The sequence below is a fragment of the Pseudomonas sp. MONT-RG-20F-20-E-7-02 genome (assembly GCF_022662395.1).
Classification (GTDB): Bacteria; Pseudomonadota; Gammaproteobacteria; order Pseudomonadales; family Pseudomonadaceae; genus Aquipseudomonas.
The window spans coordinates 787,953-810,312 of the sequence record NZ_JAKNQN010000003.1; the positions used below are offsets into that span (position 1 = coordinate 787,953).

Sequence of the window (22,360 nt, forward strand, 5' to 3'; positions counted from 1 at the left end):
AGCCAGCTCCCACATTTGAACCGAGCTCGACTTGAAGCATCTCTGGCCTATGGCATCAGCGCCTTGATCACCTGATCCACATTACTTTCCAACTCTGCCACCGGGTCCGCGCCGTCGACGTTCAACACCACCAGCTGTGCACCACCTGCCGTCACCGCGGCTTTCACTGCCTCACTCGGCTGACGGTGATGCAGCACCACGGCCACGTCGCTGTCCTTCAAGCTGGCGGTTAACTGCTGCAGCGCTGCAGGCGTCCACTCGGCATCCGGCCGTGCATCGGTGCTGACCACTTCCAGGTTCAAGCTGCTGACCAGATACGCAAAGTGATCGCTCAGGCTGACCACGCTCAGGTTGTCCGCCTGGGCCAGGCGCGCTTCGCTGTCGGCACTGAGCTTGAGCAGGCGTTGCTTGAGGGCGGCGAGGTTGGCGTCGATCTTCGGCTTGGCCTTCGGTGCCAGGCGGCTCAGGTCGGCGGCCATCACATCGGCCATGCGCCCCATGTTGTTGCTCGACTGCCACGGCTGGCTGTTCAAGCCGTCAGTGCTGCCCGGCTGCACGGCGATGCCCGGCAAACCGCCGTCCACCGGGCGCGCGGCATCCACTTCGACAATGCGGATATTGCTGCGCCGCGCCACCGGGTAGAGCGGGTCATCGGTCCACAACGAACGCAGGCCGATGGTCGCGTCGGCGTCTATAGCCAGGCTATTCAACGCCTGGGCGCCACGCCCGGTGAAGTAGGACACCTGCCGCGAGCCTGGCAGGTTGGCCGGGGCGGCGCGTTCAAGTTTCACGTCGGTGCCCTTGAGCAGTACCTCGGCCAAGCCGTAAGTGATGGGCAGCGAGGCCAGCACCTTGACCGGCTTCTTGGCCTTGGTCAGGGCCGCATGGCCGAGGCCTTGGTTGACTTTGAAGTCGTTGGGATTAAAGCCGTCTACGGCGGCCAGCGCCGAGGTGCTGAGCAGGCAGGCGATGGCCAGGGCCAGTGGGCGAAAGACAGGGCGCATTATCCAAGATTCCCTTTGAGGCTGGGCACTGTGCCGCGCGCGATGGCGGCGAAGGCGAAGGCGATACCGGCAACCAGAATGATGGCGGCGCCGGACGGGATAGGCAGGTCGAAGATGATCGGCAGCAGAATGCCGCACAGCGTGCTCACCGTGGCGATCACCACCGAAACCCAGAAGAAACCCTTGAGCGATTGGCTCAGCAGGCGCGCCGCCGCCGCCGGAATCACCAGCAGGGCGCCGACCAGAATGGCGCCGATCACCTTGACCGCCGCTACGGTGATCAGTGTCACCAGAATCACGAACAAATAATCCAGGATTTTCACCGCCACACCGCGTACCGCCGCCAGTTGCGGGTTGAAACTGGCGAGCATGATGCGGTTGTACAACGGCAACGCGAGGGCCATCACCAACGAGCCGACCACGGCCAACACCAGCAAGTCGTTGCCATTGACCGTCAGTACCGAACCAAACAATACGTTCTCGAGGATGTGCACGTTGATCTTGCCCGCCAGAATCAGCAGCAGGCTCGCGCCCAACGCCAGGGACACCGACAGGAACACGCCGATCAAGGTGTCCGGCGCCAGACCGGTGCGGTTGCGCAGGTAATTGAGCAGGATGCCGAACAGCAGGCAGTAGCCGAACAGCGCGCCATACGGCCCGGTGTAGGGTTCCCCTAAAAGAATGCCCACGGCCACGCCCGTCAGTGCGGCATGCCCGACCGCTTCGGAGAAAAACGCAAAGCGCTTGACCACCACCAGCGTGCCCAGGCCGCCGAGCACCGGGCCGATCAGCAGACCGGCAAGCAAGGCATTGACCACAAACCCATAGGCCAGCGCTTCCGGCAGATACCCGGAAGAGGCCCAGCCCTGGACCATCAAACGAAATGCTTCATAACTCATTGCGCCGGGCTCCGAGGGTGAGTGGAGAACAGGGTCAGCAGGCGGTCCGGGGTCAGCGCTTCTTTCGGTGTGGCGTCGAACAGCACGCGGCGGTTGAGGCCGGTGACACGCTCGGCCAGGCGGCCCACGGCTTCCAGGTCGTGCTCGATCCACAGCACGGTGATCCCGGCCAGGCGCCAGTCATTCAGCAGGCGTTCGAAGACCTGGATGCCAGCTTCATCGAGGGCCGACATCGGCTCATCCAACACCAACAGCTGCGGCGCGGGAATCAGGCCCTGGGCCAGCAACACACGCTGACGCTCGCCGCCGGACAACGCGCCCATGCGGCGTTTACGTTTGTCCTGCATGCCGACGCGCTCCAGCGCCTCGCCAATCGCCCCGGCGTAGTGCCTGGACAGGCCCAGGAACGCCGGCCGGCGCTGACACATGGCGGCCATGAAGTCGTCGACCGTCATCGGCAAGCCGCGGTCGAACTCCAGCGCCTGGGGCACATAACCGATGGTGCCGGGCGTGGTCGGCCATTGCAGGCGCAATTGGCCCTGGTGCGGCGTTTGCCCCAGCAGGGTCTTGATCAGCGAACTTTTACCGCCGCCATTCGGGCCGACCAGCGCATGTATGCTGCCCGGCTGGACCTGGAAGCTCACGCAATCGAGAATCACCGTGCGGCCGAGGGTCAGCGACACTTGGTCGAACTCAATCGTCGGGCCAATGCTGGCGACTTTCAGTTGCTCCGCCGCCGTCATGCCCCCGACTCCTGAATCGCCCGCACCACGGTGTTGAGGTTGCCGGTCATTTCCACTTCGTACTTCTCGGGCGTGTATTCGCCGTAGGAAATATGCGACAGCGGGTACAGCTTGACCCCGGACTCACGCTGGATGGTCTCGACGTAGGTGGACGGGAAATCCATCTCCGAGAAGATCACCTTCACATCCAGGGCGCGCAGTTCATCGATGGTCTTTTTCAGCTGGCTGGGGCTGGGTTCGATGCCGTGGGCCGGTTCGACCACGGCGGTGACTTCCAGGCCGAACTCGCGCAGCAGGTAGTCGTAGGCCGCGTGCACCGTGGCCACGCGCAGGTCGGGGTTGGGCGCGCTGGTCAGTTTGGCCAGGGCGTCGGCGCGCATCTGGCGCAGGCGCTTGCCGTAGGCGCGGGCGTTCTGGGTGTAGGTCTTGGCGTTGTCCGGGTCGAGTTTGCCCAGTTCGCGGGCGATGTTGTTGACCTGGGCAATCGAGGCGCTGATCGACAGGAAAGTGTGCGGGTTGACCACCTTGCCAGCGCCCCGCGCGGCATTGCCGGTGGCGGCCAGCAGCGGCACATTGGCGTTGGCCTCGATCACCGGGATATCCGGGCGCTCGCTGGTGGCGATCATGCGGTCGGCGAAATCGTCATGGCCGACGCCGTTGAGCACGATCACGTCCAGCGTGCCGATGCGCTTGATGTCTTCGGCGCGCGGCTCGTAGGCGTGGGGGTTGAAACCGGCCGGGATCAACGGCACCACCTCGGCCTTGTCGCCGACGATGTTGGTGACGTAGCTGTAATAAGGGTGCAGCGTAATGCCGATGCGCAGGCGTTTAGCCGCCTCGGCATTTGCCAACGGTGCCAGCAGCAGGCTGAACAGGCTGACCAGCAACAGGCGTAACAGGGGAGATGAAATAGACATGGGCACTCGGTCTTCTCGGTCAGTGACGGTGCTGGCGGGTGACGCCAGCATCGAATTGCGCGACCACCTGCTGCCAGCCGGCTGCGATCAGCGCCTGGTCAGTGAGGTCGGAAGGGGCGGCGAGGTTGGCCTGGCGATTGAGCCAGATATCCGGCTCGGCGCCGTGCACGCGCATCAGCAACGAGCCGCTGGCACTCGGCGTCTGGCTCAAGCCCACATAGGCCGAAGGTTCCAGCAGCTGCCAGCGATGGTCGCCACGGCTGACCGAACTGGCGTCCTGGGCAAACGGCGCGAACCCTTCTTCGGCCAATTGCTCAGGCGTCGGCAGGGCGCTTTGCTCCTGTTGCAGCAATTGGATTTCATCCAGGGTCACCCGCAGGTCGGCGTAGATGCCTTGCTCGGCGGCACTCAGGTCGCGGCGTGCATCCAACTGGTGGCTGGGCAGTGCCGCGACTTCCTGGGTGTCACCGTGCAGGGCAATCACCGAACCGGCCACCGCCAGAATGATCAGGCACAGCAACAACACGTAGAGGGTTTCGTGGCCGGCACCGGCGGGGCGTACAACCTGTGTGGTGCTCATTGGGGCTGGATATCCGCTTGGTCGATTTCCACCACGTGGCCGGGGCCTGCATCAAACAGCACATAGAACTCGGCCGAGGGTTTCTTGAAGGTCAGGGTCGAGTCCTGGCCCAGCTTGCCGGGCAGCAGGATGGTTTCGTCGTAGCCGATCACGTCCAGGGTTACACCGGGGGCGCCGCTGCCGTCGGAGAAACCGCCGGTGCACTGGATTTGCTCGCCGGGGATTTCCTTGCATTCGCACATCGGGTTGTGGGCAAGGGCGGTGGTACTGAAACCGGCGCAGAGCAATAGCGCAGCACCGGCGCGGGTCAGGCGCGTCAACGTCATGGTTTAACTCCTTGCTTGTTCAGCCAGGCAATGGTGGCAGGCGAAGCCTGGCTCAGCGGGATGGAACCCTGGTGCATGGTGCCGTCCCAGCCTTCCATGGTGACCCACAGTTCGGCGTCGGCCGGCGTGCGTTCCGGCACTGGCAGGGCGGCGCCCATGCGGTACGGCGTGCCGAAGAAGATCACCCCGGCGGCGCGCAGGCTGCGCGGCTTGCCGATACGCAGGTAGGTGGCCTTGACCTGCTCGGCGCAGGTGTCGCACAGGGCGGCGTTGAAGAATTTCATCGGGCCGGCCGGGTCCGGGCGCGGGCCTTCATTGCGAAATTCGGCGAGTTTCAGGCTCCAGGGCCCGACCTGCACATCACCGACGATCCGCTCGCCAATGCCGGTGTCGCCGCGAAACAGCGCGGCATCGGCAAAGTACTTGGGCATGAACCCCAGCGGCACCAGCACCAGCAGAATGTTGATATGGAACCGCCATTTCAGCCAAAAGGCGCGCAGCGGCGAAGGCGGCGTTGCAGCAGTGACCTTGCTCATTATTTGGCCTCCGAAGTTTCAGCCTGCAGGGCGGGGGCGGCGGCGGGCGTACGTTGCGCCTTGGCTTCGCGCTTGAGGGCATTGAGGGTGGCCAGCGCGGTGCGCTTGGTCCAGATCAGCAGGCCGCTCAACACCATCATGCTCAGCACCAGGCCGAAGAATGCCCAGATCAGCTTGATCCACAGCCCGCCAAAGTCGCCGGTGTGCAGCGGGCGCATGGATTCGGTGACGAACTCCAGCGTCGAGCGGTCGGAGAGCAAATGCGACACCGCAATTTCGCCGCTGTAGGGGTTGAGCTGGGCGGTCTGGAACATCAGCGGATACCAGCCGCGCCCGCCGATTTGCAGGTGGCTGTAGGCGTTGAGCGGCAGGAACACGAACGTGGCGTCCAGCCCGGGAATGCGTTGGGTGGCAATGTCGATGGCTTCGTCCAGCGCGATCATCGGCGCCGGCACGCCGGGCGCGGACATCGGCACTTTCTCGCGGGCAATCACCGGAACGATCGGTTCGCTGGAGATGGAAATCTGGTTATCGCCCAAAATCGCCTGGATCAGGAACCAGGTGCCGGTGATGGAAATCACCGCGATAAACCAGATCGACCAGATACCGCTCAGGCGGTGGAAGTCACCCCAGAAGATCCGCGCGCCGTGGCGGATGCGCAGGGTGGGGCGCAGAAACCCTTTCCAGAAGCGTTTGTAGACCACCAGCCCGGTCACCAGCGACGCCAGCAGCGGCAGGCCGAGCGCCGAGACCAGATACCAGCCCCAACTGAAGCCGTTGGTGAACGGCACCAGCCACCAGCCATGCAGGGCGCGGGTAAATTGCTTGAAATCGAACGACGGGCTGATGCCCTGGATCGCGCCGGTGTACGGGTTGACGTAGACCTCCACGGAGCGCCCGTCCGGGTAGCTGAGGTCGACACTCAGCGCAAAGTGCGTTTCGTCCGGGCGGATGATCGACTGCACGATTGCCTTGGGCTCGTCGCGCTTGATGGCCGCGATCACCTGATCGAAGCTCAGCATTTCGGAGTCATCCGAGGGTTTGCTCGCGCGGATATCCGGGTTGGCGAGCCAGACGATTTCCTGGCTGACCACCGCCAGGGTGCCGGTGACGCAGACGATCAGTACAAAGAACCAGATGGGCAATGCCAACCAGCTGTGTACGAGAAACCAGAGTTTTGAGCGTGACTTCTTCGACATGTGAATGAGGGTCTTGATCGGAGGGGGCGAAAGAGGCCCGGAAAAGGCCGGTCGTAGCTTTTGCTGACGCGACGGGCTGTATCTAAGTTAAGACGGATGAGAAACAGAAATCCCTAAGGGGGAAATGAAAGAAAATGTTTCTGGTTCACATTCACAGCGCGTTCAGTTGCTGATCGAACACGAAACATGTTCCAAGCCATCACCCAGGCGCCATTGATGGGGCGGGGCGGCTGCGTAGGATGGGGTAAGCCGTTGAGCCAGCCTCAAGAAACGTGAGCCGAAGAAAAATGACTGCCAGAACCCTCTACGACAAACACATCGATTCCCACACGGTGTGCCCCCTGGATGACCAGGGCCATGTGCTGCTTTATATAGACCGCCAGGTGATCAACGAATACACCAGCCCCCAGGCCTTCAGCGGCCTGCGCGAGGCCGGGCGTGAGGTCTGGCGCCCCGGCACGGCACTGGCGGTGGTCGACCATGTGAACCCCACCACGCCCAAACGCATTGCGGCAATGCCCGACGCCGGCGGCGCGCGGCAAGTGTCGTACCTGGCGGAGAACTGCCGGGACTTTGGCATCGAACTGCTGGACATCCTCGACAAACGCCAAGGCATCGAACACGTGATCGCCCCGGAGCAGGGCTTTATCCTGCCGGGCATGGTGATTGCCGCCGGTGACAGCCACACCACCACCTACGGCGCCCTCGGCGCGTTTGGTTTTGGCATCGGCACCTCGGAAATCGAGCACCTGCTTGCCTCGCAGACCTTGGTCTACAAGCGCCTGAAAAGCATGCGTGTCACGGTTGAGGGCGAGTTGGCGCCAGGCCTCACGTCCAAAGACGTGATCATGGCGTTGATCGGCAAGATCGGCGCATCGGGTGCCACCGGCTATGCCATCGAGTTTCGCGGTTCTACCATCGACGCGCTGAGCGTCGAGGCGCGCATGACCATTTGCAACATGGCGGTGGAAGCCGGTGCGCGTGGCGCGTTCATGGCGCCGGATGAAAAAGTCTTCGCCTACCTCAAGGGCAAGCCCCGCGCACCCAAAGGCGCGTTGTGGGACCAGGCGCTGGTGGGCTGGCGTCAACTGCATTCGGACGTCGACGCGGTGTTCGACCAGGAAGTGCACCTGGACGCCAACACCCTGGAACCGATGGTCACCTGGGGCACCAGCCCCGACCAGGCCGCGCCGATTGGCGCCCGTGTGCCCGACCCGCAGGACGTCAGCGACCTGATCCTGCGCCAGGACATGCGCCGCGCCCTCAACTACATGGGCCTGGAAGCCGGCATGCCGCTGAGCGATATCGTCATCAGCCATGCGTTTATCGGCTCCTGCACCAATGCGCGTATCGAAGACCTGCGCGACGCCGCCAGCGTGGTGCGCGGCAAACACGTGGCCGACCACGTACGGGCGATGATCGTGCCCGGCTCCACCGAAGTGCGCGACCAAGCCGAGGCGGAAGGGCTGGCGGCGATCTTTATCGACGCCGGTTTTGAATGGCGCCAGTCCGGCTGCTCGATGTGCCTGGCGATGAACGACGACGTGCTGGCCCCCGGCGACCGCTGCGCCTCCAGCACCAACCGTAATTTCGAAGGCCGCCAGGGCGCGGGCGCACGCACCCACCTGATGAGCCCGGCAATGGTCGCCGCGGCTGCCATCACCGGCCGTCTCACTGATATTCGCCACTTTGGAGACCGCGCATGAGCCTGCAACCTTTCACCCTGGTCACCGGCAAAGCCGCGCCGATGCTGGCGGCGAATATCGACACTGACGTGATCATGCCCAAGCAGTTTCTCAAAGGTATCGACCGCAGCGGCCTGGACCGCGGGCTGTTCTTCGACCTGCGCTTCCTGGCGTCCGGCGAGCCTGACCCGGACTTCGTTCTGAACCAGCCGGCCTGGCAGGGCGCGAGCTTTATGGTGGTGGGGCCGAATTTCGGCTGTGGTTCCAGCCGTGAACACGCGGTGTGGGGCTTGAAGCAAATGGGCATCCGCGCGCTGATCGGCAGCAGCTTTGCCGGGATCTTCTATGACAACTGCCAGCGCAATGGGGTGTTGCTGATAACCCTGGACGAGGCGGTGGTGCACACACTCGGGCAAACCGTGAGCCAGTCGGACCAGGCGCAGATCAGTGTGGACCTGGAAAACCAGGAAATTCGCTTGGCCAATGGTCAAGTCATCCCGTTCCAGATCGACACCCTGCGCAAGACCGCGCTGTTATTGGGCCTGGATGCGATTGGCAGCACCTTGCAACGCAGTGAGCAGATCAAAGCATTTGAGCGCGAACATCTGGCGGCCAACCCCTGGCTGAGTTGAGCGTCTACGTAGTTATATAAGTAGAAAAAACAACGCCCTGTTTTAATAATAGGGCGTTGTTGTGTGTTATTTACTTTTCAAATAACCCGGTTTAACGGCCGGTGTTACCCATCGTAGCTGGGCCTTGGCGAATAAAAGGGTTAAACCCGCAAAGGCGACAAGGATATTCGGTTGACACGTTGCGGACCATCGGCTTAAGTGGGGGCTGGCTTGGAAAGCCAGCCCATTATAAGAAAAGGAAGTTACTGTGATGGCCGATGAATCAGTAAGTTGTTATCTCTCTGCGCGGTCGACGGTCAGGTTGATTACCTGATCACTCGCGCTCGCCGGTAATACGGCTGTCTTTGTTGTGGATATCAATGTCGTCCCGGTGAGGGAACGGCACGTATTTATATATCCCTAATATAAGTTAACGCACAGAGAGTACCTACTCATGTCGATTTTTGATCAAGCCACGTATCGCTCGGTACAGTGGCAAGACTGGCGCTGGCAGCAAAAGCATGCCGTGCGCGATGAACCTGCACTGCGCGATGCATGCGGTGGTTGGAGTGAGGAAATAACCGCGCATATCGAGCATAACTTGCGCGACCGCAAGCTGCAGATCACGCCTTATTACATTGATTTGATCAAGCGTTCACTCAATGGCGGCGAGATAACCGACCATCCGCTGTGGCGCCAGGTGGTGCCCTATTGGAGCGAGCAGGTCGCGGGCGATTACGACGGAACCTCCGAGAACTGGGAACTCGGGCATGAGATGAAAACCCCGATTTGCCAGCATAAGTACGACAATCGCGTCATCCTGCGCATGACCAACACCTGCAATGCCTATTGCCAGTTTTGCTTCGAGGCGCTGCGCACCCTGCAGGTGGGCACCGAGAAAGCCAACGCCAGCACGGACTCCTTCAAAGACTCGGTGGAATACATCCGCAACAACCCGGCGATTGAAGAAGTGATCCTCAGCGGCGGCGACCCGCTGATGCTGGCCGACCGCAAGTTGGAAGAAAACCTGGCGGCGCTGCGTTCAATTCGCGACGACCTGCTGATTCGGGTGCATTCCCGGGCGTTGAGTTTCAACCCGTTTCGCGTGACCGACGAGTTGCTGGCAATGCTTGAGAAGTACAACGTCAATGCGTTTGGTGTGCATGTTTGCCACCCGCTGGAACTCACCGCTGATTTTGCTGCAGCCGTTAAGCGTATTCAGAACGTGGTGCCGATTGTGTTCTCCAACATGCCCCTGTTACGCGGCGTGAATGACGATGAAGCCACCTTGCATAAACTGTTTATTGATCTTTATCGTCTCGGTGTAAAGCCGTATTACTTGTATCACTTCATGCCGTTCTCGCCAGGGGCGTCGGAGTATAAAGCGTCGATCAGCCAAGCCATCGCTATTATGGATCGACTTAAACGGCGGGTGTCGAACATTGCCATGCCCGAATATGTACTGCCGCACGCGCAGGGCAAGTTTACCGTGCCGTTACTTGATTTTGAAAAGCCGGAAGACTTGCCGCACTTTGAAGTGCGTAACGGGCAGCGCCATTACCGTTTCCACAACTGGGAAGGTCAGTGGTGCAGTTGGCAGGATGCCTGAATTAACTTAGGGAAGAGGCTGTGTAAGTGATGACGCAAGATGCGATTCTTTTTATCGATGTCGATGACAGTGCCTCGGCGCGTTACAGCTACCGCGAGCCACACTTTGCTGTCGCCCGTGCACAAGGCCTGGCGTGTTTGACCGCTGGGGTTGCGGGGCGTCATCACCTGCAGCGGCTGCGCGACGACAGTGATGAAGTGTTCCTGCTCGACGCGTTGAGTGAACAGTCGATCCTGGATCTGGTGGGCCGGTTGGATGGGCGCTACCAGGTCCGCGCGATTTTCTGCCAGGCCGGGCATCCGTCTGCACAGGGCGAGGTGGGTTGCATCGTTGCCCGCGCCTGCAGGCGCCTAGGCCTGGTGTACAGCTGCCCGGAGGCGATTGCCGCGTGCAATAACAAATACCTGATGCGCAGCAGGTTGAACCTCCAGGGCCTGCGTTCGGTGCCGTTCGCACTGTGCAATAACGAGCAGGAACTTCAGGCCGGCGCCGACCGGGTGGGCTATCCGCTGATCGCTAAACCACCCTTTGGGGGCGCCTCGGCGTTCATCAAGAAGTGCTCCAACTGGGCTGAACTGCGCAGCCATTACGCGCATTTCCTCAGCGACCACGGCGCCGCCGCGTATGCGGATTTCTACGGCTGCGCGCACCGTTTGCCGGAAGTCGACGGGCAGCGGCGTGAGTACATCCCGGGGCGTAGCATCCTGTTGGAAGGGTATATCCCAGGCGTTGAAGGCAGCGTGGAGTGTGTGGTTGTCGGCGAGCGAATCCATGCGCTGCTGATCAACGAAAAACTGCTGCTGACCGAGCGCAGCGGCACGGTCCTGGAAAACCTGCTGATTTCTCCGCCGACCTCTTTCACGGCGGACCAGTGCGCGCAAATCCGCGAATACGCCGCCGACTGCCTGCGTGCGGTCGGGCTGACCAATGCGGTGGTGCATTTCGAATTCCGCATGACCGAGGCCGGGCCGGTGGTCATCGAGATCAACCCACGCGTGGGTGGGCTGTATGTCAACGCGGCGTTCCGCGACCTCGCCGGGATCAACCCGCATCAGCTGTATCTATCGCTGCTGCTGGGCGAACCGGGCCTGGATACCCAGCTTGAGGCGGGCGCGCGCAAGATTGCCGACGGCGGCCAACATTACGCGATGCTGGCGATTTACCCGGAGCACAGTGGCCACTTCAAGGGGATCGAGGGCACGCAGTTTCTGGATCATCACGCGGCGGTGCTGGAATACGCACAACAGGACGCCGGCCACTGCATCGATGCCGATATCGAAGAGCACTACCTGCTCAAGTGTTGGGCCAAGGTCGACGATGCCGCCGATGCCCACGCCTTGCATGACGCGATCAGGCACAACCTGCACGTGATCATTGAGCATAAGGTTTAGCGATATGGACATCCCACAGCTATCTGCGCAGTTGCGCGACCACCACTACTGCCACCGCCGCGACTTTCGCGAGTTGCTCGCGGTTGAGCCCGGCGAAGAGCAGAGCTTTCGCGCCTACTGGGCAAACCTGGTACGAGACGAGGCGTTCAAGGAATACACCCACCGCGAACGTCGCATCCTGCGCTATCGTTTATTGCCATCGCGGCAGTTGCAGATCGACCGCAATACCGCGTTCGAGTCGCCGGTCACCTATGCCGTCAAGTATCGCCAGGGAGTGAACCACTTGAGTTATTGCGAGGAGGGCTTTATCGAGCACCCGCTGCTGCGCAAACTGCTGGCCACCGACCTTGCGGTGATTGCCCCGCAGCTGGGTGAGCAGACCTATACCATCGATATCCACCAGTTCCGCGTCCGCGCCGATGCGCAATCGAGCAGCCCGACGACCTCGGGGATTCATCAGGATGGCCTGGACTGGGTGTTCATGCACTTCATCGGCCAGAGCAACACCGTGCCGGTGGTGTCGGAGGTATTTACCACGCCCGCCGAGCAAAGCCGGGTGTTGAACCTGGCGATGGAGCAGTTTCTGGAGACGATCGTGATCAACGACCGCGGGCTCTACCATCGCGCCGGCGATGTGCGGCCGCAGTCCGATTCAGCGCCGGCCTGGCGCGATCTCCTGCTGGTGAGCCTGCGTGGCGTGCCGACAGACCCAGAGGCGCAACCGGCATGAGCCACGATCCGCTGTTGACCCTGTCGACCCGCAACGCCCGCTTGATCATCTTCGCCCGTGGCGTCTCGGACTTTGGCGCGTTCCTCAACATGGTGGCGCTGTCCACCTACGTCTATTGGCTCAGCCAAAGCGTGGTCTTTGTCAGTGTCTTTCTGGCGTGCCGCGTGACCGGCGGGATTGTCGCCAGCCTGTTCGGCATTCCGTTTTTTCGGCGCTTTCCAGGGCGCAGCACCCTGGCGGGGCTGGACCTGGCCAGGGCGATGCTGCTGTTGCCGCTGCTGGTGCTGATACCGGCACATCAGCTCAGCGTGCTGCCCTTTATCGCGTTTGGGATCGGCCTGTGCAATTCGTTGTTTGCCATCGGCCTGAACAGCCAGCTGCCTACATGGGTGGCGCTTGAGCAGCGGGTGAGCACCAACGCGTGGATCACGTCGGCGGCGGCGACTGGCGCGGTGTTTGGCAGTTTGCTCTCCGGGCTGTTGATCGCCACGGGCGGCTTCGAGGCGGTGTTTGCCGTGAATATCGGCACCTATGTGCTGGCGGCCTGCCTGATTTTGCCATTGCGTGCGTTGTACGCAGCGGCCGTTGCCGCGCATCGCGGGCTTGCGGCCGAGTGGCGCGAGCTGACCCAAGGGCTGCGGGGGGCGCCGGTGCTGGCGGCGATGTTGTTGATCAGCATGCTCGACACCCTCGGCAGCGCGGCGCATAACGTCGGCTGGCCGGTGCTGTCGCAGTATATTTCGCCGGACACGGCCAAGACCGTCATGGGCTACCTGCTGGCGGTGTGGGCGTGTGGCAAGTTCGTTGGCGCGCGAATCGCCAGTGCGCTGCTCAAAGGCCGTGGCACACAAGCCATGGAGCGCTTGTTCATGCTGGGCGTGGCGCTGATGTCCAGCGGCTTTATCCTGACCTTCCAGCAAACCGAACTGTGGCTGGCATTGCTGCTGGTGGTGTGGGCGGGGCTGGGTGATGGTGTGTCCGAGGTGGCGTTGGTGTCCCGCGCGCAAAGCGAGCCGGATAGCCTGCGCCTGCCGCTGTTCAGCTTATTGACCCTGATCCAGATGGCCGGCTTTGGCGTGGGCATGTTGGTGGTGGGGCCGTTTTACCTGACGTGGACGCCGGCCCAGGTGATTGTCTTGTTTCATGGGTTGCCGCTGACGGCCTTGCTGGTCATGACTGCATGGCTGGGGTACAGCGCCAACCGGGGCATCAAATCGACAAGCCCTTGAAGTGCTCCTGCAAAAACTCCACGCAGGCTCTTAATTTTCCGGAGTAGGCCAAGCGTGTCGGGTACACCGCCCACACATTGGCGCTCTGGGTGTAAGCGTGCAGCACCTGCACCAGCTTGCCTTGTTCCAGCAGCGTCTTCACATCCCACATCGAGCGCAGCAATACGCCGCGCCCGTCCAGCGCCCACTGCAACACGATCTCGCCATTGTTGGAGGACAGCGGCCCGCGTACACGCACGCTTTCGGGGGCGCCGTCGCGCTCCAGGTTCCAGATGCCGAAGGCGTTGTCGCGCTCCTTGAGCACCAGGCAGTCGTGCTGTTCCAGCTCACTCAAATGCTGTGGCGTGCCGCGTCGCTTCAGATAAGACGGCGCGGCGCACAGCACCCGGCGATTGCTCACCAGGCGTCGGCCGATGTGCTGGCCGGGGATGTCGTCGCCCACGCGAATCTCCAGGTCGAAGCCTTCGCTGACGATATCCACTACGCGGTCGAACAGGTCCAGGCGGATTTCCAGCTCCGGGTACTGTTCCGCCAGCAACGACAGGGCCGGCGCCACATGGTTGCGGCCAAAGCCGAAGCTGCTGCACACATGCAGATGGCCACGCGGGCTGTCGTGGGCGTCGGAGAGTTCATCGGAGAGTTGCTGGAAATCTTCGAGGATGCGCACGGCCCAGCGCTGCACCCGTTCACCGTCTTCGGTCAGGGCGATACGCCGGCTGGTGCGGTGCAGCAGGCGGGTGGCCAGGGTGGTTTCGAGGATCTGGATGCGCTTGCTGACATACGCAGGCGACAACCCCAGCTCATCGGCGGCGGCGGCGAAACCGGCCTTGCGGATCACGGTCAGGAACACCCGCAGGTCTTCGGGTAGGGGCACGGTATCTTTCTTATGGGTCATCAGAAACAAGCGTGGCGGCATGAGCCGCCAGAATAGCACTGGATCGGCGCGCCTTCCGGCGCGCCTGGCCGTTATTGCTTACTCGGCAGCGATCTTCGCCTGTGCCGCCTGAGCAGCCCGTGCATGGCGGCCGCGCTTGAGGGCGATAGGCGCCATTTTTTCGCGGTCCAGCTCGCCTTCCCAGGCGGCCACCACCAGGGCTGCGACCGCATTGCCGATGATATTGGTCAGCGAACGGCATTCAGCCATGAAGCGGTCGACGCCCAAAATCAGCACCATCGCCGCCACCGGCACGGTAGGCACCACCGCCAGGCTGGCGGCCAGTGCGACAAAACCTGCACCCACCACCGCACCGGCGCCTTTTGACGTGAGCATGGCCACCGCCAGCAAGGTCAGTTGCTGTTCCAGCGGCAGGTGCGTGTTGGTCGCCTGGGCCAGGAACAGCACGGCCAGGGTCATATAGATGTTGGTGCCGTCGAGGTTGAAGGTGTAGCCGGTCGGCACCACGATGCCCACCACGCCTTTGGAGGCGCCGAGGCTTTCGAGTTTCTGGATCAACTGCGGCAAAGCCGATTCCGACGAGCTGGTGCCCAGCACAATCAACAGTTCCGATTTGATATAGCCCATCAATTTGAAAATGCTGAAACCGGCGTAGCGCGCAATGCTGCCCAACACCACCGCGACAAAGAAAAACGCGGTGACATAAAAGGTGCCGACCAGCTTCAGCAGCGGCAGCAACGAACCCACGCCGTACTTGCCGATGGTGAAGGCAATGGCGCCGAAGGCACCGATTGGCGCGACGCGGCTGATCATGCCGACGATGCGGAAAAACACCTCGCTGGCCTGGTTGATCACGTCCACCAGTGGTCGGGCCTTTTCGCCGACCATCACCAGGCCCAGGCCGAACAGTACGGAAATAAACAGCACCGGCAGGATTTCGCCCTTGGCGAAGGCATCGAAAAAGGTGCCGGGGATAACGTTCAGCAGAAAGCCGGTCACGCCTTCACTGTGCTGCGCCTGGCCGACGAAGCCAGCGATGGCCGAACTGTCCAGGGTCTTCACATCGATATTAAAGCCCACGCCAGGGTGCAGCAGGTGCGCGGAGAGAATGCCGATCAGCAGGGCAATGGTGGAGACAATTTCGAAGTACAGCAGCGCCTTGCCGCCGACCCGGCCCACCTGTTTCACATCGTGCATGCTGGTGATGCCGGAGACCACCGTGCAGAAGATGATCGGGCCGATGATCATCTTGATCAGCTTGATAAACCCGTCGCCCAAGGGCTTGAGGTCGATGCCGACTTGCGGCCAGACGTGGCCGATCAACACACCCAGCGCGATCGCGATGAGCACCTGTACGTACAGGGTTCCCAGCAGTTTTTTGAGTGTCATTGTTATTATCTCAATCGTTTTTTGGGCAAGCAGAACCCGTCGCAGGCCATCAGCAGCCTGCGAGGCGGGTCTTTCAGGTCACGGGGTTACAGCATTCAGCGCAGGAAGGTCAGGACCTCGCCCAGCAACAGTTCAGGGACTTCTTCGGCAATGTAATGGCCGGCAGGCAGGGCCTTGCCACGTACGTCGGTGGCGACTTTCTGCCATTCCTTGAGCGGCTCGAAACAGCGGCCGACGGTGCCTTCGGCGCCCCACATCACCAGCAACGGCAGGTTCAGGTGATTGCCGGCGTCGATGTCCGCCTGGTCGTGCTCAAGGTCGATACCGGCGGCAGCACGGTAGTCCTCGCAGATACCGCGCGCGGTGCCCGGCAGCTGCAGGCAGCGCAGGTATTCGGCGAAGGCCTCCTCGGTAAATGGCTTGAGGCCGGCACTGCGGCTGCCCATCACGCTGCGCAGGTACAGCTCGGGGTTGCTCTCGATCAGCGCTTCGGGCAACGGCGCCGGGCGGATCAGGAAGAACCAGTGCCAGTAAGCGCGGGCGAAGGCTTCGTCGGTCTGGGCGTACATCGACAGGGTCGGCGCGATATCCAGCAGCACCATGCGTTGCACCGCGTTTGGGTGGTCCAGCGCCAGGCGGTGGGCAACACGCGCGCCACGGTCGTGGGCCAGCACCGAGAATTGCTCGAAGCCCAGGGCTTGCATCAGTTCGACGCCGTCGCGGGCCATTTCGCGTTTCGAGTAGTTGGCATGGTGGTCGTCGGCCAGCGGCTTGCTGCTGTCGCCATAACCGCGCAGGTCGGCCGCCACCACGGTGAAATGTTCGGCCAGTTGTTCGGCGACCTTGTGCCAGATGACGTGGGTTTGCGGGTGCCCGTGCAGCAGGAGCAGACCGGGACCTGTACCGCCTTTGCGGTAGCTGATGTCCACGCCATTGACGTGGCACTGGTCTTTTTGGAATCCGGCGAACATGGAATGACTCCTTGTGATGATTGCCTGCATCGTGGAATCACGCGGCGTTCGGGGCAAGGGGGAAAACGTGGAGGGGTTGTTCATGAAGTGTGTAGGAGCCTCGATCGTTCCAAACGATGAGGACTCCTGTGGGAGCTGGCTTGCCTGCGATGGCATCGCCGAGGTCTTGCTGATGTACCGCGGTGTCTGCATCGCAGGCAAGCCAGCTCCTACATTGATTGGGTTTGCAGATCAGGAAGCGGTGGTGGGCTCCAGCAAATGCGCACCCGGCCCGCGTTCACCGAGTTGGTCATCCTGATTGCGCAATGGGCACGCCTCCAACGACAAACACCCGCAACCAATACAGCCACTCAACTTGTCGCGCAGCAGCAACAATTTGTTGATGCGATCATCCAAATCTTCTCGCCACAGCGCCGACAGGCGTTCCCAGTCCTCAGTCGTCGGTGTGCGCCCATCCGGCAAGGTCTGCAACGCCTCGCCAATCGTCGCCAGTGGAATGCCCAGGCGCTGGGCGATCTTGATCACCACCACCCGCCGCAACACATCCCGTGGATAGCGGCGCTGGTTGCCGGCATTGCGATTGCTCTTGATCAGCCCCTTGGCTTCGTAAAAATGCAGGGCCGTGACCGCGACACCGCTGCGAGCGGCGAGTTGGCCGACGGTGAGTTGCTTGGTAAGCATAAAAACTCCAGATAAACGCTTGACCTTGACTTAACTAGAGGTTTTACCCTGCGTGGCATCGAATCGCAAGATTCTGCCTACAGAGAGAGGGGAGTGTTCATGCAGGTATCAGAGAAGAATCGCAGCTTCACTCAACTGATCGAGTTTCAGGTCGAGCCCCGGCAGCAACTCGCGCTGGTGGCGGCCTTGTCCACCCAAAGCGAGCGCCTGGCCCAGGGCCATGGCGGCTTTATCAATGCGAGTGTGCAAGTCAGCGATGACGGCCGGCGGGTGCTCAATTACCTGCAGTGGCGCTCACGTGAGGAGGGCGAGGCCGCGTTTGAATGCTTTGAGCACGGCGAGGACGATTTCTGGACGCTGATCCGCGCCCACCAGGCCACGGCGGTGACCTTCGGTTCGTTCCAGGTGCTGCGCAGTTTTGAGCGCAGCCATGACAACGCGTTGCACTGCCGCCTAAATGGATAGGTGCAACATGCGCTCGCCTTGTAGGTTTTCGCCGGGCCGGCGCTTGTTCACCGCCAACTCGCCGATCTTGATCAGCCGGGTGCGCGTGACGTTGCGGCTTAAACCCAGCAGGTTGGCGGTGTGCACCTGGTTGTAATGGCTGAAGCGATAGGCAGCACGCAATAACGCGTCCTCGACCTTTTCATGCAGGGCGCCGGCCTGTTCCTCGAAGAGCTTTTGAAAGGCCCGCGCCAGCAATGCTTCGGCGCTGTTGTCGGTGCCGTGCTGGCTGTCGTCCTGGCGCTCGATGCGCATGTTCGACAGGCGCAAATCATCGCGTTCGATCACGCCGTTACGGCATATCAACAGGGTGTGGTGGATCACGTTTTCCAGCTCGCGGATATTGCCCGGCCAGCTGTAGCTTTTGAGTTTGTGCTCGGCCTCGCGGCTGATGGTGATCGGGCCGTAGCCGAGGCGCTGGCTGTAGGCTTCGATGAAATGCCGGGTCAGCGGCAGGATATCGCCGGGGCGTTCGCGCAATGGGCTGAGTTCCAGGCTGACCACGTCGAGGCGGTAGTAGAGGTCTTCGCGGAAATGCCCGGCGTTGATGGCTTTTTCCAACTGCACGTTGGTGGCCGCCAGTACCCGCACATCAATCGGAATGCTCTTGCGCGAACCCAGGCGCACCACTTCACGCTCCTGCAATACGCGCAGCAGCTTGACCTGGATGGCCATCGGCAAGTCGCCGATCTCATCGAGGAACAAGGTGCCGCCGTCGGCCTCTTCGAACCAGCCGGCCTTGGCGCTGAGGGCGCCGGTAAACGCACCTTTTTCATGCCCGAACAATTCGGCTTCCACCAGCGATTCAGAGAACGCCCCGCAGTTCACCGCCACAAACGGCCGGTTGCGCCGCGCGCTGAGGTTATGGATATGGCGCGCCACCAACTCTTTACCGGTGCCGGTCTCGCCGATGATCAGCACGCTGGCTTCGCTGGGCGCCACTTGCTGGATGTGGTCGAGCAGCGCCTGGGATTTGGGGTCTTCAAAGACCTGGGCCGTGGCGCGGATCGACGTCGCGAGGGCGGGCGAGGGCGGTAAGGTTAAAAGCTGCATGGGCACCTCTCTTAGGAATAGAACGTGGGAATCGGCAGGGATTGGTTCAAGGCCCAGTCCCCCAGTTCGTGGAGTTTGTAGTCCACCGGGTCGTGCAAGGTTTGTGTACGCAGGTTGCGCCAGTGGCGGTCCAGGCGCAGCGAGGCGTGGGTGGACCGTGCGCCGGTGACTTCAAACAGGCGGCTGCACAGGTCCAGGCCTTGGCGGGTGGCGGCGACCTTGGCGGAGGCGATGGCAATCGCCAATTGGCCGCGTTCGTGTTCGCTGAGGTTGGGGCCTTTGGCCCAGGCCTGGTCGAGCAAGTCGGCGGCACGTTCGACCAGCAGGCGCACGCCTTCCAGCGCGACCCAGAATTCGCCGTAGTGATGCAGCACGTAAGGGTCCTGGCGCACGTCGTCGGCTGAGGATTTGTGCCACGAACGGGTTTCGGTCAGGGTGTAATTGCGTGCTTCTTCGAAGGCGCCTTCGGCAATCCCGAGAAACATATGTGTGAACGTCAGCTGCGCGATCAGCGGGCGCAGGCAGGCGAAAGGCGTGCTCAGCGGGCCTGGGTCGAGGAGCAATTCCGATTCCTCGACGCGCACCCGCTCGAAGCTGGCGCTGCCGCTGTCGGTCTGGCGCTGGCCGATGTTGTTCCAGTCATTGTGCAAGGTGATGCCACTGCGCCCGCTGGGGATCGCGGCGATCAACAGTTTGCCGCCGGCGCTTTCATCCACCGCCGAGGCGATGAGCATTTCCGAGTCGCTGGCGCCGGAGCAGAAGCTTTTTTTACCGGAGAACTCACGCCAGCCGCCGAAATCCTTGACCACCGTGCGCGTGTCCAGCGGGTTGAGGGCATTGCCCCAGAACCAGTTTTTGCGCGCGGTCTGTTCGAACCAGGGTTGCCATTGGTCCGGGCGCGCAAACAGGCGCACGGTGGCGAGCATCAGGTGGTGGAAGCCGAAGACGTGGGCGATGGAGCTGTCGACCTTGGCGAACTCACGCACGATGCCCAGGGTTTCACTCCAGCGCGCGCCGAGGCCGCCGTATTGGGTGGGAATGCTCAGGGCCAGCAGGCCGCTGTGGCGCAGGGCGTCACGTTCGGTTTTCGGGGTGCCGCCACGCTCGTCGCGTTCGACGGCGGTGAGGGCGAACTCGGCGGCCAGCAGTTTGGCGGTTTGCAGCGGCGAGGGCAGGACGCTGTGGGGGTTGGCTGTCACGGGGTTTCCTCAATTGGCTCAGAAGCCGTGCGCTGTAGGTCTGGCAATGCAGCTCAAGTGTGGGAGCTGGCTTGTCGAGTCGTCGCACCGCTGCGATGGCATCAACCGGGGTTCACTGAAACACCGAGTCGCCTGCATCGCGGGCAAGCCCGGCTCCCACAGAAAAGCAGCTCTCATATCCAGCAGATTTCAGCGCGTTCAGGCCTTTGTTTTAGGCAGCACATCATTGGCAATCATTTCGCCAAACGGGCCGGTGAGGTTGGTGACGCCACGCCCGGCGAGGCTAGCGTAAGGCTCCGGCAATAACGGGAACACCAGCTCGGCAAAGCGATACGCCTCTTCCAGGTGCGGGTAGCCGGAGAAGATGAAGCTCTCGATGCCAAGGTCCGCGTATTCCTTGATGCGCTCGGCCACTTGTTGCGGGTTGCCGACCAATGCCGTGCCGGCGCCGCCACGTACCAGGCCGACGCCGGCCCACAGGTTGGGGGCGATTTCCAGGTTGTCGCGGCGCCCGTCGTGCAAGGCGGCCATGCGTCGCTGGCCTTCGGAGTCAAAGCGCGAAAAGGATTTTTGCGCGGCAGCAATGGTTTCGTCGCTGATGTGTTCGATCAGTTTGTCGGCGGCTTTCCACGCCTCTTCTTCGGTTTCACGCACGATCACGTGCAGGCGAATGCCGAACTTCACACTGCGGCCGTGGCGGGCGGCGCGCTCACGCACATCCGCGAGTTTTTCCGCGACGGCGGCGGGCGGCTCGCCCCAGGTCAGGTACACGTCGACCTGTTCGGCGGCCAGGTCGTGGGCAGCGTCGGAAGAACCGCCGAAGTACAGCGGCGGATACGGCTTGTGCACCGGCGGGTAAAGGGCCTTGGCGTTCTGTACGCGCAGGTGTTTGCCTTCGAAATCCACGGATTCGCCCTGCAATACGCGTCGCCAGATCTGTAGGAATTCGTCGGAGACTTCGTAGCGTTCGCTGTGATCGAGGAAGCTGCCGTCGCCACGGTTTTCGTCGGGGTCGCCGCCGGTCACCACGTTGATCAGCAAGCGGCCGTTGGAAAGGCGATCCAAGGTGGCCGCCATGCGTGCGGAGACGGTGGGCGAAATGATGCCCGGGCGAATCGCCACCAGGTAACGCAGGCGTTCGGTCAATGGCACCAGCGCCGAGGCGATGACCCAGGAGTCTTCGCACGAACGCCCGGTAGGAATCAGCACGCCGTAGTAACCCAGGCTGTCAGCCGCTTGCGCAACTTGCTTGAGGTAATTGAGGGTGACAGGGCGTGCACCTTGGGTGGTGCCGAGGTAATGGCCGTCGCCATGCGTGGGCAGGAACCAGAAAACATCCATGACAAATCCTTAAGCGATTTTCAGCAGAGAAGGGGAGTGCGCGGCAAACAAAGGCGCTGCACGTTCTGCGGCAAGGCGTATGCGGCCCTTCAAGGGCTCGCTGGTTATTTGGTAGTCGGTGAAGTCAGCCTCGGTGGCGTACACGCCGATTGGCAGGGTCAAGGCCTGGAAGAAGCTGAACAGCGGGCGCAACTGGTGATCGAGCACCAGCGCGTGACGTTCGCTGCCGCCGGTGGCGGCGAGCAAGACCGGCGTGTTGATCAGCGCATTGAGGCCGACCAAGTCGAACAGGTGCTTGAGCAGCCCAGGGTAAGAGCCGCGATACACCGGCGCGGCGACGATCAGCAAGTCGGCCTGTTCGATGGCCAACAGTTGCGATTCGACTTCGGCCGGCAGTTCGTCACGCGACAGCGCACCGCCCAATGGCCGGGCGATATCGCCCAGTTCGATCAGTGTGGTCTGGATCGGCAGCAAGGTGGCCAGCTCGGCCAGCACGGCTTGGGTCAGCACGAGGGTGCGCGACGGGCGCCAGGTGCCGCCGGACAGGGCTACGACATTCAGGGGACGGGTCATGAGCAGTTCCTTTTTCAACAGAGGTACATAGCGAGTGAAGTGAAATGTGTTGAGCAAGAGCTGTACCAACGGCTGGAAGCCTTGATTGGTGTGGGCTGCAGGCTCACTGCTGAAAAGTGAAGCTGTTGGCTGCCTGGGGTTTTGTTGAATGACTGTTGCCTGGGCAACAGTTGCGTGGCGAACAGTGTTGATTTCTGTGTGAGGCTATTTATAGAGGGTTACGTTTATTCCGTAAATGAACGTATTTCCATATTTATAGATCTTAAAAGAATATGATCGACTTGCTATCGCAAGT

The 22,360-nt window shown here is 61.8% G+C and carries 23 protein-coding genes; 7 read left to right on the forward strand and 16 right to left on the reverse strand.

Going from position 1 to position 22,360, the window contains the following annotated elements; all coding sequences use genetic code 11:
* Positions 1-47: 47 nt before the first annotated feature.
* From L8I05_RS12790 to L8I05_RS12825, 8 genes are read right to left on the reverse strand one after another with little or no spacing between them, the layout of a single operon-like run.
* Entirely contained in the window at positions 48-1,004 is a 957-nt protein-coding gene (locus L8I05_RS12790; protein WP_242169301.1) for a zinc ABC transporter substrate-binding protein, read from the reverse strand.
* Positions 1,004-1,903, reverse strand: a complete 900-nt coding sequence (locus tag L8I05_RS12795) for a metal ABC transporter permease (RefSeq protein WP_242169303.1) — start codon at positions 1,901-1,903, stop codon at positions 1,004-1,006. Before L8I05_RS12795 ends, L8I05_RS12790 begins: the two co-directional genes overlap by 1 nt.
* The gene (locus L8I05_RS12800; protein ID WP_242169305.1) at positions 1,900-2,646 is read right to left on the reverse strand and encodes a metal ABC transporter ATP-binding protein; all 747 of its coding nucleotides are present in this window, start codon (positions 2,644-2,646) and stop codon (positions 1,900-1,902) included. The genes L8I05_RS12795 and L8I05_RS12800 overlap by 4 nt, the downstream gene beginning before the upstream one ends.
* The gene (locus L8I05_RS12805; RefSeq protein ID WP_177018322.1) at positions 2,643-3,563 is read right to left on the reverse strand and encodes a metal ABC transporter substrate-binding protein; all 921 of its coding nucleotides are present in this window, start codon (positions 3,561-3,563) and stop codon (positions 2,643-2,645) included. Before L8I05_RS12805 ends, L8I05_RS12800 begins: the two co-directional genes overlap by 4 nt.
* Positions 3,564-3,582: 19 nt before the next feature.
* Positions 3,583-4,143 (reverse strand): DUF6162 family protein, encoded by a 561-nt coding sequence (locus L8I05_RS12810; RefSeq protein ID WP_242169307.1) that lies wholly within the window; start codon positions 4,141-4,143, stop codon positions 3,583-3,585.
* Complete coding sequence (locus L8I05_RS12815) at positions 4,140-4,469, reverse strand: hypothetical protein (RefSeq protein WP_242169309.1); 330 nt, start codon at positions 4,467-4,469, stop codon at positions 4,140-4,142. The genes L8I05_RS12810 and L8I05_RS12815 overlap by 4 nt, the downstream gene beginning before the upstream one ends.
* The gene (locus L8I05_RS12820) at positions 4,466-5,005 is read right to left on the reverse strand and encodes a thiamine pyrophosphate-binding protein (RefSeq protein WP_177018320.1); all 540 of its coding nucleotides are present in this window, start codon (positions 5,003-5,005) and stop codon (positions 4,466-4,468) included. Before L8I05_RS12820 ends, L8I05_RS12815 begins: the two co-directional genes overlap by 4 nt.
* Positions 5,005-6,204 (reverse strand): PepSY domain-containing protein, encoded by a 1,200-nt coding sequence (locus L8I05_RS12825; protein ID WP_242169311.1) that lies wholly within the window; start codon positions 6,202-6,204, stop codon positions 5,005-5,007. The genes L8I05_RS12820 and L8I05_RS12825 overlap by 1 nt, the downstream gene beginning before the upstream one ends.
* A 287-nt stretch (positions 6,205-6,491) precedes the next feature.
* Here L8I05_RS12825 and leuC point away from each other — a divergent pair, with 287 nt between their 5' ends.
* From leuC to L8I05_RS12855, 6 genes are all read left to right on the forward strand, one after another.
* Positions 6,492-7,910: a 3-isopropylmalate dehydratase large subunit gene (leuC, locus tag L8I05_RS12830; protein ID WP_242169313.1), complete on the forward strand. Its 1,419-nt coding sequence runs from the start codon at positions 6,492-6,494 to the stop codon at positions 7,908-7,910.
* Positions 7,907-8,521, forward strand: coding sequence for a 3-isopropylmalate dehydratase small subunit (gene leuD, locus L8I05_RS12835; RefSeq protein ID WP_242169315.1), 615 nt, complete (start codon positions 7,907-7,909; stop codon positions 8,519-8,521). The genes leuC and leuD overlap by 4 nt, the downstream gene beginning before the upstream one ends.
* A 433-nt stretch (positions 8,522-8,954) precedes the next feature.
* The gene (locus L8I05_RS12840; protein ID WP_242169317.1) at positions 8,955-10,109 is read left to right on the forward strand and encodes a radical SAM protein; all 1,155 of its coding nucleotides are present in this window, start codon (positions 8,955-8,957) and stop codon (positions 10,107-10,109) included.
* 29 nt (positions 10,110-10,138) lie between these two features.
* Positions 10,139-11,500, forward strand: coding sequence for an ATP-grasp domain-containing protein (locus L8I05_RS12845; RefSeq protein ID WP_242169370.1), 1,362 nt, complete (start codon positions 10,139-10,141; stop codon positions 11,498-11,500).
* A 4-nt stretch (positions 11,501-11,504) separates the two neighbouring features.
* On the forward strand, positions 11,505-12,230 hold the full coding sequence (locus L8I05_RS12850; RefSeq protein ID WP_242169319.1) for a 2OG-Fe dioxygenase family protein: 726 nt from the start codon (positions 11,505-11,507) through the stop codon (positions 12,228-12,230).
* Positions 12,227-13,459, forward strand: a complete 1,233-nt coding sequence (locus tag L8I05_RS12855; RefSeq protein WP_242169321.1) for an MFS transporter — start codon at positions 12,227-12,229, stop codon at positions 13,457-13,459. The genes L8I05_RS12850 and L8I05_RS12855 overlap by 4 nt, the downstream gene beginning before the upstream one ends.
* On the opposite strand, the gene L8I05_RS12860 is transcribed toward L8I05_RS12855, so the two are convergent.
* The 4 genes from L8I05_RS12860 to soxR form a co-directional block, all read right to left on the reverse strand.
* Positions 13,440-14,354 (reverse strand): LysR substrate-binding domain-containing protein, encoded by a 915-nt coding sequence (locus tag L8I05_RS12860; RefSeq protein WP_242169322.1) that lies wholly within the window; start codon positions 14,352-14,354, stop codon positions 13,440-13,442. The two genes, L8I05_RS12855 and L8I05_RS12860, sit on opposite strands and share 20 nt — an antisense overlap.
* Positions 14,355-14,432: 78 nt before the next feature.
* Positions 14,433-15,743, reverse strand: coding sequence for a dicarboxylate/amino acid:cation symporter (locus tag L8I05_RS12865; RefSeq protein WP_242169325.1), 1,311 nt, complete (start codon positions 15,741-15,743; stop codon positions 14,433-14,435).
* Between the two features lie 95 nt (positions 15,744-15,838).
* A complete protein-coding gene (locus L8I05_RS12870) occupies positions 15,839-16,714 on the reverse strand; it encodes an alpha/beta hydrolase (RefSeq protein ID WP_242169326.1) in 876 nt (291 codons plus the stop codon).
* 231 nt (positions 16,715-16,945) lie between these two features.
* Positions 16,946-17,395: a redox-sensitive transcriptional activator SoxR gene (gene soxR / locus L8I05_RS12875; protein ID WP_177018310.1), complete on the reverse strand. Its 450-nt coding sequence runs from the start codon at positions 17,393-17,395 to the stop codon at positions 16,946-16,948.
* A 99-nt stretch (positions 17,396-17,494) separates the two neighbouring features.
* On the opposite strand from soxR, the gene L8I05_RS12880 reads away from it, so the two are divergent.
* Positions 17,495-17,860 (forward strand): antibiotic biosynthesis monooxygenase, encoded by a 366-nt coding sequence (locus tag L8I05_RS12880; protein WP_242169329.1) that lies wholly within the window; start codon positions 17,495-17,497, stop codon positions 17,858-17,860.
* Here the strand turns inward: L8I05_RS12880 and L8I05_RS12885 are convergent.
* The 4 genes from L8I05_RS12885 to msuE all read right to left on the reverse strand — a co-directional run bounded on the left by L8I05_RS12885 (position 17,849) and on the right by msuE (position 22,065).
* Entirely contained in the window at positions 17,849-18,952 is a 1,104-nt protein-coding gene (locus L8I05_RS12885; RefSeq protein ID WP_197629640.1) for a sigma-54 dependent transcriptional regulator, read from the reverse strand. The two genes, L8I05_RS12880 and L8I05_RS12885, sit on opposite strands and share 12 nt — an antisense overlap.
* Positions 18,953-18,963: 11 nt before the next feature.
* Positions 18,964-20,151 carry an acyl-CoA dehydrogenase family protein gene (locus L8I05_RS12890; protein ID WP_242169331.1) on the reverse strand — a complete coding sequence of 396 codons (1,188 nt, stop codon included), beginning with the start codon at positions 20,149-20,151 and terminating at the stop codon, positions 18,964-18,966.
* 198 nt (positions 20,152-20,349) lie between these two features.
* On the reverse strand, positions 20,350-21,492 hold the full coding sequence (gene ssuD / locus L8I05_RS12895) for an FMNH2-dependent alkanesulfonate monooxygenase (protein ID WP_242169333.1): 1,143 nt from the start codon (positions 21,490-21,492) through the stop codon (positions 20,350-20,352).
* A gap of 9 nt (positions 21,493-21,501) precedes the next feature.
* Positions 21,502-22,065 carry an FMN reductase gene (gene msuE, locus L8I05_RS12900; protein WP_192301232.1) on the reverse strand — a complete coding sequence of 188 codons (564 nt, stop codon included), beginning with the start codon at positions 22,063-22,065 and terminating at the stop codon, positions 21,502-21,504.
* Between the last annotated feature and the right edge of the window lie 295 nt (positions 22,066-22,360).

Bases quoted from the DNA above. Each gene is read 5' to 3' on its own strand.
- L8I05_RS12790 (WP_242169301.1), bottom strand. From the start codon at position 1,004: ATGCGCCCTGTCTTTCGCCCACTGGCCCTGGCCATCGCCTGCCTGCTC.
- L8I05_RS12795 (WP_242169303.1), bottom strand. From the start codon at position 1,903: ATGAGTTATGAAGCATTTCGTTTGATGGTCCAGGGCTGGGCCTCTTCC.
- L8I05_RS12800 (WP_242169305.1), bottom strand. From the start codon at position 2,646: ATGACGGCGGCGGAGCAACTGAAAGTCGCCAGCATTGGCCCGACGATT.
- L8I05_RS12805 (WP_177018322.1), bottom strand. From the start codon at position 3,563: ATGTCTATTTCATCTCCCCTGTTACGCCTGTTGCTGGTCAGCCTGTTC.
- L8I05_RS12810 (WP_242169307.1), bottom strand. From the start codon at position 4,143: ATGAGCACCACACAGGTTGTACGCCCCGCCGGTGCCGGCCACGAAACC.
- L8I05_RS12815 (WP_242169309.1), bottom strand. From the start codon at position 4,469: ATGACGTTGACGCGCCTGACCCGCGCCGGTGCTGCGCTATTGCTCTGC.
- L8I05_RS12820 (WP_177018320.1), bottom strand. From the start codon at position 5,005: ATGAGCAAGGTCACTGCTGCAACGCCGCCTTCGCCGCTGCGCGCCTTT.
- L8I05_RS12825 (WP_242169311.1), bottom strand. From the start codon at position 6,204: ATGTCGAAGAAGTCACGCTCAAAACTCTGGTTTCTCGTACACAGCTGG.
- leuC (WP_242169313.1), top strand. From the start codon at position 6,492: ATGACTGCCAGAACCCTCTACGACAAACACATCGATTCCCACACGGTG.
- leuD (WP_242169315.1), top strand. From the start codon at position 7,907: ATGAGCCTGCAACCTTTCACCCTGGTCACCGGCAAAGCCGCGCCGATG.
- L8I05_RS12840 (WP_242169317.1), top strand. From the start codon at position 8,955: ATGTCGATTTTTGATCAAGCCACGTATCGCTCGGTACAGTGGCAAGAC.
- L8I05_RS12845 (WP_242169370.1), top strand. From the start codon at position 10,139: ATGACGCAAGATGCGATTCTTTTTATCGATGTCGATGACAGTGCCTCG.
- L8I05_RS12850 (WP_242169319.1), top strand. From the start codon at position 11,505: ATGGACATCCCACAGCTATCTGCGCAGTTGCGCGACCACCACTACTGC.
- L8I05_RS12855 (WP_242169321.1), top strand. From the start codon at position 12,227: ATGAGCCACGATCCGCTGTTGACCCTGTCGACCCGCAACGCCCGCTTG.
- L8I05_RS12860 (WP_242169322.1), bottom strand. From the start codon at position 14,354: ATGACCCATAAGAAAGATACCGTGCCCCTACCCGAAGACCTGCGGGTG.
- L8I05_RS12865 (WP_242169325.1), bottom strand. From the start codon at position 15,743: ATGACACTCAAAAAACTGCTGGGAACCCTGTACGTACAGGTGCTCATC.
- L8I05_RS12870 (WP_242169326.1), bottom strand. From the start codon at position 16,714: ATGTTCGCCGGATTCCAAAAAGACCAGTGCCACGTCAATGGCGTGGAC.
- soxR (WP_177018310.1), bottom strand. From the start codon at position 17,395: ATGCTTACCAAGCAACTCACCGTCGGCCAACTCGCCGCTCGCAGCGGT.
- L8I05_RS12880 (WP_242169329.1), top strand. From the start codon at position 17,495: ATGCAGGTATCAGAGAAGAATCGCAGCTTCACTCAACTGATCGAGTTT.
- L8I05_RS12885 (WP_197629640.1), bottom strand. From the start codon at position 18,952: ATGCAGCTTTTAACCTTACCGCCCTCGCCCGCCCTCGCGACGTCGATC.
- ssuD (WP_242169333.1), bottom strand. From the start codon at position 21,492: ATGGATGTTTTCTGGTTCCTGCCCACGCATGGCGACGGCCATTACCTC.
- msuE (WP_192301232.1), bottom strand. From the start codon at position 22,065: ATGACCCGTCCCCTGAATGTCGTAGCCCTGTCCGGCGGCACCTGGCGC.